The sequence below is a fragment of the Bradyrhizobium sp. Kon58 genome (genome assembly GCF_055807455.1).
Genome location: NZ_JBVVOT010000012.1, coordinates 80,128 through 91,811, shown reverse-complemented (window position 1 = coordinate 91,811; position 11,684 = coordinate 80,128). Strand labels below are relative to the sequence as shown.

The 11,684-nt window shown below is 64.8% G+C and carries 11 protein-coding genes; 3 read left to right on the top strand and 8 right to left on the bottom strand.

Features of this window, described 5'->3' with window-relative positions; translation table 11 throughout:
- Window positions 1-193 precede the first annotated feature (193 nt).
- The 5 genes from AC0L20_RS20820 to mobB all read right to left on the bottom strand — a co-directional run bounded on the left by AC0L20_RS20820 (window position 194) and on the right by mobB (window position 4,681).
- Window positions 194-481 (bottom strand): hypothetical protein, encoded by a 288-nt coding sequence (locus AC0L20_RS20820; RefSeq protein WP_473291625.1) that lies wholly within the window; start codon window positions 479-481, stop codon window positions 194-196.
- Window positions 482-573: 92 nt separating this feature from the next.
- Window positions 574-2,229: an OFA family MFS transporter gene (locus tag AC0L20_RS20815; protein WP_473291621.1), complete on the bottom strand. Its 1,656-nt coding sequence runs from the start codon at window positions 2,227-2,229 to the stop codon at window positions 574-576.
- A gap of 318 nt (window positions 2,230-2,547) precedes the next feature.
- The gene (locus tag AC0L20_RS20810) at window positions 2,548-2,811 is read right to left on the bottom strand and encodes a sulfurtransferase TusA family protein (protein ID WP_456765883.1); all 264 of its coding nucleotides are present in this window, start codon (window positions 2,809-2,811) and stop codon (window positions 2,548-2,550) included.
- 76 nt (window positions 2,812-2,887) lie between these two features.
- Window positions 2,888-4,144 carry a molybdopterin molybdotransferase MoeA gene (locus AC0L20_RS20805; RefSeq protein WP_473291616.1) on the bottom strand — a complete coding sequence of 419 codons (1,257 nt, stop codon included), beginning with the start codon at window positions 4,142-4,144 and terminating at the stop codon, window positions 2,888-2,890.
- Between the two features lie 9 nt (window positions 4,145-4,153).
- Complete coding sequence (mobB, locus tag AC0L20_RS20800) at window positions 4,154-4,681, bottom strand: molybdopterin-guanine dinucleotide biosynthesis protein B (protein WP_007600666.1); 528 nt, start codon at window positions 4,679-4,681, stop codon at window positions 4,154-4,156.
- 204 nt (window positions 4,682-4,885) lie between these two features.
- Here mobB and fdhD point away from each other — a divergent pair, with 204 nt between their 5' ends.
- Complete coding sequence (fdhD, locus tag AC0L20_RS20795; RefSeq protein WP_473291613.1) at window positions 4,886-5,776, top strand: formate dehydrogenase accessory sulfurtransferase FdhD; 891 nt, start codon at window positions 4,886-4,888, stop codon at window positions 5,774-5,776.
- A complete protein-coding gene (gene mobA / locus AC0L20_RS20790; RefSeq protein ID WP_473291609.1) occupies window positions 5,721-6,398 on the top strand; it encodes a molybdenum cofactor guanylyltransferase MobA in 678 nt (225 codons plus the stop codon). Before fdhD ends, mobA begins: the two co-directional genes overlap by 56 nt.
- Window positions 6,399-6,405: 7 nt before the next feature.
- On the opposite strand, the gene AC0L20_RS20785 is transcribed toward mobA, so the two are convergent.
- The 3 genes from AC0L20_RS20785 to AC0L20_RS20775 are packed head-to-tail and all read right to left on the bottom strand — an operon-like array spanning window position 6,406 to window position 10,362.
- The gene (locus tag AC0L20_RS20785; protein WP_473291606.1) at window positions 6,406-8,355 is read right to left on the bottom strand and encodes a molybdopterin biosynthesis protein; all 1,950 of its coding nucleotides are present in this window, start codon (window positions 8,353-8,355) and stop codon (window positions 6,406-6,408) included.
- 12 nt (window positions 8,356-8,367) lie between these two features.
- Window positions 8,368-9,474 (bottom strand): molybdopterin-binding protein, encoded by a 1,107-nt coding sequence (locus tag AC0L20_RS20780; RefSeq protein WP_473291603.1) that lies wholly within the window; start codon window positions 9,472-9,474, stop codon window positions 8,368-8,370.
- A gap of 54 nt (window positions 9,475-9,528) precedes the next feature.
- The gene (locus AC0L20_RS20775; RefSeq protein WP_473291599.1) at window positions 9,529-10,362 is read right to left on the bottom strand and encodes an ABC transporter substrate-binding protein; all 834 of its coding nucleotides are present in this window, start codon (window positions 10,360-10,362) and stop codon (window positions 9,529-9,531) included.
- A gap of 403 nt (window positions 10,363-10,765) precedes the next feature.
- Here AC0L20_RS20775 and AC0L20_RS20770 point away from each other — a divergent pair, with 403 nt between their 5' ends.
- Window positions 10,766-11,659 (top strand): substrate-binding domain-containing protein, encoded by an 894-nt coding sequence (locus AC0L20_RS20770; protein WP_473291596.1) that lies wholly within the window; start codon window positions 10,766-10,768, stop codon window positions 11,657-11,659.
- Window positions 11,660-11,684: the final 25 nt, after the last annotated feature.

Sequence of the window (11,684 nt, the reverse complement as noted above, 5' to 3'; positions counted from 1 at the left end):
GCAATCAGCCTTCGTTTCCCGATTCGATCAGCGGAACCACCGGTTCTGCGTCCCGCAGATCAAGCCAAATTCGACGCAACTCTAGTCTCTGGTATGCCAGATGCAAGACAATTTAGAGCGTCTCTAGAATGATTTAGGAGGCAGGCGGTCGCCCGCCATGCCCCTTTACGCGTGCGCCAGACGGAACCCGATCTCAGGTCTTGCTCATGCACTCTTCGATGTAGAACCAGCGGTCATCGCCGGCGAGGCCCTTGGCGTTCACGTCGGCGCGGCAGGCCTTGAGCTTCGGCTTGTTGGCCGCCCATTTCGCCTTCATGTCTTTCAGCTTCTGCATGGTGAGTTTCATCTTGCCAGGCTTGGCTTCGGTCGTTGCAGCAGGCGCCGCCGGTGTCGTTGCCGTCTGCGCGGATGCGGCATGAAGGCCAGCGACGAGCAACGCGGCCGCAAGGCAAGTTCGAAGGCAAGTTCGGGTGCGAATCATTTTAATCCCCCTAAGTCCCATTCTTGATGATGTCTGAAAGGCCAACGAAGCGGGACGCCTGATGAGCATCCCGCTTCTGTTTCAACGGCGGATCAGAAGATTTTGACCGCACTCTCCAATGTCTTCCAGACACCCCAAAGCAGGGGGACGCCGACGAAGGCCCAGAACAGCGCCGCCTTGGCGTCAAGCCCGCCAAATCCGATGCCGTAGGAGCCGTGCGGCCCCGCGGCGGCGGCGTTGGCGCTTGCCGCCTGCAACTTGGCGACATCAGCCTCCTTCATGTGCCATTTCGAATCGACCGGCTTGATCAGATAGTTGCAGATCAGGCCCGCGATCAGCATGGCGCACAGGATGTACATGGTGGTGTTGTAGAGCTGGTCGCGCGGCACGCCTGCCGCGAGTTGGAACTCGCGGATGTAGTTGACGACGACAGGGCCGATGATGCCCGCGGTGGACCACGCCGTCAGCAGCCGGCCATGGATGGCGCCGACGAACTGGGTTCCGAACATGTCGGCGAGGTAGGCCGGCACGGTGGCGAAGCCGCCGCCATACATCGACAGGATGATGCCGAAGCCAAGCACGAACAGGAGCTTCGAACCCATCGCCGCAAAGGTCGGCGCCAGCGCGTAGAGCGCGATGCCGAGGATGAAGAACGTATAATAGGTGTTCTTGCGCCCGATCTTGTCCGACAGCGATGCCCAGAAGAAGCGGCCGCCGATGTTGAACAGCGACAGCAATCCGGCGAAGCCCGCCGCGATCGCGGCGATCTGCGCCTTCTGTCCCGCATCAAGCGCGTTGAAGCCGACGTTAGGCAGGCCGATCAACTTGCCGGCGAAGATCTCCTGCAGCATCGGCGAGGCCATGCCGATCACGCCGATGCCGGCCGACACGTTCAGGCACAGCACCCACCAGATCAGCCAGAACTGCGGCGTCTTGTGCGCGTCGTTGAGATGGACGTTGGCCTTCGAGATCATCGCGTTGGCCTTCGACGGCGCGGTCCAGCCCTCGGGCTGCCAGCCGGGCGGCGGCAAACGATAGCGGAACGCGCCGATCATCATGAACACGAAGTAGATGACGCCCATCGTGACGAAGGTCTCCCAGACGCCGACCGAGGCCGGGGTCTTGAAGTAGTTCATCAACAGGTTCGCCAGCGGTGCGCCGATCATGGCGCCACCGCCGAAGCCCATGATGGCCATGCCGGTCGCCATGCCGCGACGATCCGGGAACCACTTCACGAGCGTCGACACCGGCGAGATATAGCCAAGACCGAGACCGATGCCGCCGATCACGCCCGAACCCAGCCACAACAACCAGAGCTGATGGGTGTAAACCCCGATCGCACCGAGGAAGAGGCCGCCGCACCAGCACAGCGCCGAGACGAAGCCGGCCTTGCGCGGGCCTACGCGCTCCAGCCAGCCGCCCCAGACCGCAGCCGCGATACCGAGCAGCACGAAAAAGAGCGTGTACATCCACCCCATGCTGGCGACCTTCCAGTCGCAGCTGGTCGTGAACAGCTCCTGAAACAGCGACATCTCTGCGCACGCCTTCGGCGCGGTCACTCCGATCGCGCGCGACAGCGGCAGCCAGAACACCGAGAAGCCGTAGGCCATGCCGATGCAGAGATGGATGCACAGGGCGGCCGGCGGCACCAGCCAGCGATTGAACCCGGCGGTCGCGATGGTCCGCTCGCGATCCAGAAAACCTGCGCCGGCACCCGAAAGTGTTCCAGCGCTCTCGATGGTAGACATGCATTCCTCCCCTGAAGCCGCCCTTCTGAACGGCCTGCCACGACGGTCCTGTTCCTCAGCCTGCAGCGCAGCCTTTGTCCCTGCTGCTCCGCACAATGATCGACGCGCGCCAGGATCGTCACGCGCATCCGAGACGTTAAACCCCTAACCTTGGGGGCTATGCCCGACGCCACGGCCGGGCTTCTTTCGATGGCCCATTTGCTCCGTATATCGCAGGCAAGACTCAACCTCCGCGTCTCGGCGGAGGAACTCAATTGGGGCAGAAGTGGTGATCGATGTCGATAGACAAAAGGTAGGTATCAACCGAGTGACCGCCGGCTAAGTGGGCGGCGCACCATTGAGATTTTCTATCGATCGATTGGCCTTCTCAATCAAGAACACGATACGCGCGTCGTTGCGCTCGGTGATCTCCACCGTGTCGCCGGTCTCCCGGATCAGGTTCGGAATGTCAATCACCGACAGGGGATCGGTGCAGTACACTTCGAGCTGATCGCCCGGCTGCAACGGCTTCAGCGCTTTGCGCGTCTTCAGGGCGGGCAGCGGGCATTTCAGTCCGGTGAGATCGAGCGTCGTTCTGGTCATCGGCGCAACATGGCGGGAGGGGTCGATGGCGTCAACGCCAAGACAGGCCCGAGACAGCGCCAAGATGCACCCAGACTCAGAGCAAATCGGCATAGGACAGGAAACCCACGCTCTGCCCCGGCTCGACACGCGTGACCTCCTCATCGAGCTCGATGAGGCCGTCGGTGTCGACCAGCGAGGACAACAGCCCTGCCCCCTCGCGTGGAAACTTGATGGCCTCGAGTTCGCCGTCCTGCGTGCGCCGCAAGGAGGCGCGAACATATTCGCGACGCCCCACCTTCTTCTTGTAGGTGAATGCCGCGCGCACCGGGATCGGCAACAGCGGCGCCGGCAGGCTGCCCGCAAGCGCCAGCACCGTCGGCCGCACCACATGCACGAAGGTGACGAAACTCGCGACGGGATTGCCCGGCAATCCGATCAGCGGCGTGCCCTCGATGATGCCCATCGCCACGGGCCGTCCCGGCTTGATCGCCATCCGCCACAACACCAGCGAGCCGATGCTCTCGACCGCCGCTTTGACGTGATCCTCTTCCCCGGTCGATACGCCGCCGGTGGTGAGGATCAGATCATGCGTGCCGGCGACTTGCTTCAGGCCATTCGCAAGCGAGATACGTTCGTCGCGCAAAATGCCGAGATCGCTGACATCGCAGCCGAGCCGGCGCAGCATCGCCATCAGCATGAAGCGATTGGAATCGAACAGCTGCGAGGGTGCGCGCGGCTCGCCGGGCGAGGCCAGTTCGTCACCGGTCGAGAACACCGCGACACGGATGCGTCTGACGACGTCGAGCCTGACCAGGCCGAACGCCGCCGCGAGCGCGACATGCTGCGGCAGCAAGCGCTGGCCTGCGCGCAGCGCGAGATGGCCCTGGGGAATGTCCTCTCCCGCAGGGCGAACATTCGCACCCTGCTTCAGGCCCGGCGGCAGCACAATTCGGCCGGTATCGTCGACGCGGACGTCTTCCTGCATGAAGACGGTTTCGGCATCCGGCGGCATCGGCGCGCCGGTGAAAATGCGCGCGGTGTGGCCGGCCTTGATCGGCGCCAGCGCCAGACCGCCGGCCTGGATGCGGCCATCGAGCGGGAGTGCCCGCTCGGCGCTATCAGGAAGATCTGCGTTGCGCACGGCGTAGCCGTCAACAGCGGAATTGGTGAAGGGCGGCAGCGGCAGCGGCGCCGCGATATCGCGGGCCAGCACCCGCCCATCAGCATCGATGAGCGCCACGGTTTCGAGATCGACAATCGCGTTGACGCGCGTCGTGATCAGGCGAACGGCCTCGTTGACCGACATCAACGGTCCGCCGAAGGCAAAACAATCGTCCGACAGTTGCGCCATGGTGCCTCGTCAGCGCATCGCAGCGCTTTTCGCGACCGCTTCCTCGACCGGCATCGCCGCGCGCAGCAGCAATTCCGCGGCGGCGGCGATATCGTCGAGATGGACCGTCGGCAGTCGGGTTTCAATGGCAACGTCAGCCGCGATCCCGAAAATTCCGGGATCATCGGGAAACAGCAGCGGCTTGTCGTTGGCGGCGCGATGCACTTCGATCTTGCGATGTGGCTCGCGCTTGAAACCCTCGACCACGACGAGATCGACGGCCGACAATTTGCTCAACAGTTCCGGCAGACGCGGCTCCGCCGCCCCGCGCAATTCGTGCATCAGCGCCCAGCGATTTGACGAAGCAACCAGCACCTCGGCCGCGCCGGCCTCGCGATGGCGCCAGGAATCCTTGCCGGGCACGTCGACGTCAAATTGGTGATGCGCATGCTTGATGACAGAGACGCGCAAGCCAAGCGCATTGAAGTGCGGGATCAGCCGCGTCAACAGCGTGGTCTTGCCCGCACCGCTCCAGCCTGCAAGGCCGATGACTTTCATTCCAGCTCCGTCTCCGCGAGCGACCCGGTCCTTGATGGAACCACTCTCTCCTCCGTCATTGCGAGCGCAGCAATCCAGGGAATGCATCCACGGCGGCAGCCTGGATTGCTTCGCTTCGCTCGCAATGACGAATAGGCGGCATTTCGTTCTCTCGCCAGCATGCTTATATCGGCTTGACCCGAATGTCATGCTAACGTCGCGGCCATGATGAAGATCGACAAAGCCCCAGCACCCCTGATCGTCCCTGATACCGACGACCCGCGCCTCACCGAGAGCGTGACCGGGACCGACCAGTCCGGCGCCAGGATCGAAATCAAGGTGCCGGTGGAGCGCCCCCTGACGCTCTACCTGAATTCGCAGGAGATCGTCACCATGATGACGATCGGCGACTATCCGGAATATCTAGCGCTGGGCTATTTGCTCAACCAGAATATGCTGAAGTATGATGACGCGGTCACCGAGGTCGAATACGACGACGACCTCCAGGTGGTGGTGGTGCGCACCGAGCACCACACCAATTTCGAAGCCAAGCTGAAGAAGCGAACGCAGACTTCGGGCTGCGCGCAGGGCACCGCCTTCGGCGATCTGCTGGAGGCGGTCGAGAGCGTCGCGTTGCCGAAGGCGGAGCTGCGCACCTCCTGGCTCTACCAGATGACCCAGACCATCAACACCATGCCCTCGCTCTATCTGGAGGCAGGTGCGATCCACGGCTGCGTGCTGTGCAGAGAGGGCGAGCCGCTCTGCTACACCGAGGATGTCGGCCGTCACAACGCCGTCGACAAGATTGCGGGCTGGATGTACCGCCACGGCGTCGATGCATCCGACAAGATCCTCTATACCACCGGACGGCTCACCTCCGAGATGGTGATCAAGACGGTCCGCATGGGAATTCCGATCCTGGTTTCGCGCTCCGGCTTCACCGCCTGGGGCGTCGATCTCGCCCGGCAGGTGGGCTTGACGCTGGTCGGCCGCGCGCGCGGCAAACGGTTCATCGCGTTGTCGGGGGCAGAGCGCATCGTCTACGACCAGAACCTCGCTTATGTCGAGGAGGAATCGGCCAAGCACAAGCGCAAGGGTAAAAGTGGTGACGATTAGCTTTCCGACCACGCAAGGCGTGCTGCTCGCCGGCGGTCTCGCGCGGCGCATGGGCGGCGGCGACAAGCCGATGCGCACCATCGGCGGCCGCACCATCCTGGAACGCGTAATCGCACGCCTGAAGCCGCAATGCAGCGGCCTGATCCTCAATGCCAACGGCGATCCCGACCGCTTCGCTAAGTTCGGTTTGCAGGTCGTTGCCGACGACGTGCCCGGCTTCCCCGGTCCGCTCGCCGGCATCCTTGCCGCGCTCGACTGGACCGCGGCGAACCGGCCTGAGGTGGAATGGGTGCTCAGTGCCGCCGGCGACTGCCCGTTCCTGCCGCGAAATTTGATCGCGCGCCTGCATGAAGAACGTATCGCCGCGAATGCCGAGCTCGCCGTTGCGGCATCAGGCGGCCAGTCGCATCCGGTGATCGGCTTGTGGCGGGTTGGCTTGCGCGACGAACTGCGTCACGCGCTGGTGGTCGAAGACCTCCGCAAGATCGATCGCTGGACCGCGCGTTATCCGCTCGCGACCGTGACGTGGCCGACGGAGCCGATCGATCCGTTCTTCAATGCCAACACGTTCGAGGACATCGCGGAAGCCGAGCGGCTGGCCGCACTGGATGCGGCGTCCTAACCAAGCTCTACGCCGGCCGGAATCCGGCCCGCTCCAGTGCGGCGCGCGCTTCGTCCGAACCGAGTGCGGCGAGAAAGGCCTGCACCGCAGGACGCTGCTTGCGCGCCGTCACCAACGCGAAGTCATAATGTTCCTCCGCGAGCGGAATGAAACCGAGGCCGACCGCATGGGCGACCGGTGCAATGGTCATGCCCCAGTCGGCGCGGTGCTGTGCGACCGCCGCGGCCACCGCATTGTGCGAGCGCGGCTGGTTCCAATAGCCTTCCGGGCGCGCACCACCAAGCAACCGGTCGATCAGGATGCGCGTGCCGGCGCCCTGGTTGCGGTTGACCATGATGCAGGAGAGATCAGCGAGCGCCGCGGCCACGGCGTCCTTCGCGCTGTGGCCTTCGAAACGCTTGTCGCCCTTGCGAAATACGATGCCCTGCATCCGTCGCCAGCCCGGCACGAGCTCGAGTCCTTCGACGAGGTAAGGCGTATTGTAGGTCTCGCTCTTGTCGTCGAGCAGATGGATCGGCGCTAGATCGCATTCGCCGCGCCGTGCCGCAGCAAGTCCGCCGAGACTGCCGACCGCAATCGAGCGCACGGTCAGGCCGGCATGCGCGAGTTGCGCCGTGACGAGATCGAGGCCGGTGCAATGGCTGCCCACGATGACGAGATCGGGCACCCGCACATGCGGCGTGAACAGCGTCACTTCGGCTTCGCTCCCGGCCGGCATCTGGTCGGCGAGCGCCTCGATGCGCAGAAAACCGTCGGCCTGCGCGAACGACGTGATCGCACCGGACCCCTTGCCGGAGGGATAGGCGATCAAGCCGTCCTTGCCTGCGACCAGTGAGACCATGACGAATTCGGTGCGGCCGAGCTCGGAAGCAATGCGCACCGGCACAGTCGCGCTCACCCTGGCATCAGAACGCGGCGGCAGTCCGGCCATTTTGCGCAGCACCGGCACGATCATGTCGTGAAAGGTGAACATCGCCGAGGTCGGAAAACCCGGCAGGATCACGACCGGTTTGCCGTCGCACACCGCAAGGCACAGCGGCTTGCCCGGCTTGAGCGCAATGCCATGCGCGATGATGCCGGGCTTGCCGATCCGGCCGATGATGCGATGGGAGAGATCGCCCGCGCCTTTCGACGTGCCGCCGGAGAGCACCAGCATGTCAGCGTCCGCCAGCGCACGCCGCATGGCGGCTTCGAGCTGGACTTCGTCATCGGGAATGGCGCCGAGGAAAACCGCCTCACCGCCGTTCTCGTCGATCGCAGCAGTGACGATCGCGCCGTTGGTGTCGTAGATCGCAGCAGGCGCGAGCACCTCGCCCGGTTGAACCAGTTCATCGCCGGTGGAGATCACGGCAACACGAGGTTTGCGCACGACGCTCACCTCGGCAAGACCGCAGGCCGCCAGCATGCCGACCTCGCGCGAGCCGATGATCGTGCCGGCGCGCAGCAGCGCCTCGCCGCGCGCAATATCGGACCCTGCGTAGGATATGAATTGCCCGGGTGAGGCCGCGCGACGGGCGCCGATCGCACCGGGCCCCGCCGGCTGGGTATGCTCGACCATGACCACGGCATCGGCACCGCGCGGCAGCGGACCGCCGGTGGCAATCGGCGTTGCCGTTCCCGCGGCGACTTGCAGCGCCGGTACGGTGCCGCAGTGAATGGTCTCGCCATTCAACCGCAGGCGTACCGGCGCGCCTTCGCCGGCTGTCGCAAGGTCTGCTGAGCGCACCGCGAAGCCGTCGACATTGGAACGGTCGAACGGCGGCACGTCGATTGGCGCAGTGATGTCTTCAGCGAGCGACGCGCCGAGCGCAGCACCGAGTTTGCGCATTTCACTCAGAAGCGCGCGCGGGAACAGCGCGGCCTCGAAGCGAACCAAGGCCTCCTCGCGGGAAAGGATTTTGAGGAACTGTTCCTGTTCGAGCGCGCTGCGGACTTGCGATTGCGGGATCATGGTCATGCTAAACCCATATCATTCCCACATCAGATAGGCATCGACCGGCGCGCCCGCTGCAAATCCCTCGTGGCTGGCGGGAACAAGCAGCCATGCATCCGCGCGGGCAATTGCCTGGAGCGGCCATTCTCCTACCGCAAGTGGCACCCACGCATGATGTTCCTCGGCCAGCAGGACCATTTCCGCGATGCCGACGCTGGATGCAATTTTTCGCGCGAGCGGCAAGGTTACCTGTCGGCGCGGCAGCCGCGCCGACAAAAGGTCGACGAGCGGCAGCACGAGCGCGAGCCAGACCGCGAGCGCGTGATCCGGTGATCCGGGCAAGGCGACGACGGGGATGGCCCCGAGCCGCCCGATCGCGGCGGAGCGTCCGGGCTGGAGCGCAAGACCATGAGCGAGCACGTCACCATGCTGGGTCAGAGCGGTGACCGTTGCATCGTTGCGACCGACACCGCTGCCGCCGATCGTCAGCAGGAGATCGCAGGTGGGCGCCCCGAACGCCTCCGCGATCGATCCTGCGTCGCGCGCGCCGGCCTCGCTCGCTTGCACATCCAGTCCTCCGGCGCGTGCGATGTCCGCAATCAGATGCATGGTCAGCGTTGCACCTGCTACATTGACAATGCGCAGCCGCGGACGGCGTACGCTCAGCCGGTCCAGTCCGGCGGCGCGCGCGAGCAACAGAGCGGCACGATTGACCGGATTCCCCTCTTCCGCGGCAGGCGTGCGTCCGTCGATATCACTTCCAGCCCGCCTGACGCCCTGCCCCGGCACGCCCTCCGCCAACACCTGGGCGAGCGGACCGGACACTTCGACTGCGTCGGCATCGAGCACACAGTCGCATCCCGCCGGCATCGTGTCGCCGGCATCGACCCAGGCGGGCGCTGTTGCGAGAGGCAGCGGCGAATAGGAGGACGCGCCGACCAGATCATTGGCGCAGAACGCCCAGCCGTCCGCGGCAGCGACGTCACGAGACGGTCGGGCTGGGAGCAGCGGATTGCCCGCCGCGATGCAGCCGGCCACTTCGCTCAGCTGCAACTCCATCGGCGCGAGCGGATCGAGCCCTGTCAGCAACGCGGCGAGCGCGGTGTCGAGCGGCGTCAGCGATGGCGGCAGGCGCTGGGTCATGCGCCATGATGGATCATGCATCGCCCGGTTTGGCAACCGCTCGCGATACGAACGTCAGCCGCCCGATTTGTCCGCATTGGGGAAGAACAGCTGTTGTCCGTCGACCTTGTATCCGGCGATCGCCGCCTGTCCGTCGGGCGAGATCAGCCAGTCGACGAAGTCTTGCCCCAGCTCCTTCTTCACGTTCGGAAACTTCAAAGGGTTCACCAGCATCACGCCGTACTGATTGAGCAGACGCTTGTCGCCTTCGACCAAGATGTCGAGATCGCCGCGCTCCCGAAAAGCGATCCAGCTGCCGCGGTCGGACAGCACATAGGCGTTCGCCACGCGCGCTGCATCGAGGGCGGAAGCCATGTCCTGCTTGGCCTCGCGATACCAGGCACCCTTGGTGCGGGCGATGTCGATGCCGGCGACGATCCAGAGCGCGAGCTCCGCGGCGTGCGTGCCCGAGCGGTCGCCGCGCGTCACGAACGGCGCGCCCTTGGCTTCGATCGCCTTCAGCGCGGTCGCGATGTCCTTGCCCTTGACGCCGGCGGGATCGCTCTTCGGCCCGATCAGCACATAGTCGTTGTACATCACGTCGAAGCGCTTCGCGGCAAAACCGTCGGCGACGAATTTCTCCTCCTGCGGCCGCGCATGCATCAGCACGACGTCGACTTCGCCCCTTCGCGCCGCGTCGAGCACCTCGTCTGCGCGCCGCGCGATCACGGTCACGTCGATGCCGGTCTTGTTACGGAAGATCGGCAGCAGGTAATCGAGCAGGCCGGACTCCTGCGTCGCTGCGGTCGTGGCGAGCACGATGGCCCGGTCCTCCGCGTATGACGCCGCAACGCCTGCGGCGAGGCCGCAGAGAAGGACGAGTGCAACGGAGAGGCGGCGGACGGCCATGATCGGGTTCCCACTGGCTATGACGCGATCATGATGACGATCGATTGCGCCGCACTCGTGACGCGTTTGCTAGTTGCGGCGCCGGATGCGAACAACAACAGATAGAGCGCGGATTAAACCACTACCGGCGACAGATTTATCGTCCGCGTCGCGCGCCGACGACTCGGGAAATCTCGGCAACGCGCGGAGCGGCATATGCCCATTGCAGTTGCGCGCGCGACTGCCCGCAAGATTGGCACCACGCGAGCGATTTAGGATCGTTCACCAAAGCAGAGATCGCGCGTGGGGATGTGTTGCAAAGCAGCGAGATGATCGGGCATGGTCGTCACGGACAAAACTTGAAATGCAGATTCCACCTGCGTCGAGCACCAAAAAGAAGCAAGAATTTGCATAGGAATGCAGGATGGAATTCCTGACGACCAGCGAAGCCGCCGACTATCTTCGGCTCGGCGAACGCAAGCTGTACGAACTCGTCACCACCGGCGCGATCCCATGCACCAAGGTGACCGGAAAGTGGCTCTTCCCGCGGCACGAGCTCGACCTCTGGGTGCTGTCCGGATTGGCGCGTCCGGCCGGCATGCTGATCGCTGAGCCGCCGCCGGTCGTCGGCGGCAGCCAGGACGAGCTTCTGGATTGGGGTCTGCGCGAATCCGGCTCAGGGCTGGGATCGATGAGCGAGGGCAGCGCGCGCGGGCTCGAGCGGCTGCAGCGGGACGAGGTGATGGCCGTGGCAATGCACTTCCACAGCCTCGATGCCGACGGCAATCTCGCCGCCGACGCCAATGCGACGGTCCTGCGTGACGCTCCGGACCTGCATGATGCATTGCTGGTCGCGTTCGTGCGCCGCGAGCAGGGTCTCGTGCTGGCGCCGGGCAATCCCAAGCGGCTGCGCGGCCTTTCCGACGTGCTCGCGCTCGGGGCCAGGGTGGCGATGCGGCAACAGGGCACGGGCGCGCAGATGCTGCTCGATGTGCTGCTCAAGCGCGCCGGCGCCTCGACGCGCGATTTGCGCCGGATCGAGACGCCGGCGTTGACCGGCCCGGATCTCGCCGAGATCGTCCGCGCGGGACAAGCCGATTGCGGCATCGCGACGCGTGCGTCCGCGCGCTCGGCCGGCCTCGATTTCGTGCCGCTGGTCTGGGAGAATTTCGACCTCGCGATGCGGCAGCGCAGCTATTTCCGCCCCGCCATGCAGGGCCTGATCCGGTTCCTCAGCGAAAAGCGGTTGCTCCAGCGCGCCGCGGAGCTGACCGGCTACGATCCCTCCCCGGCCGGACAAATCCGCTTCGCCGCCTGACGTTGACGCCCGCCCCCAAATAGTT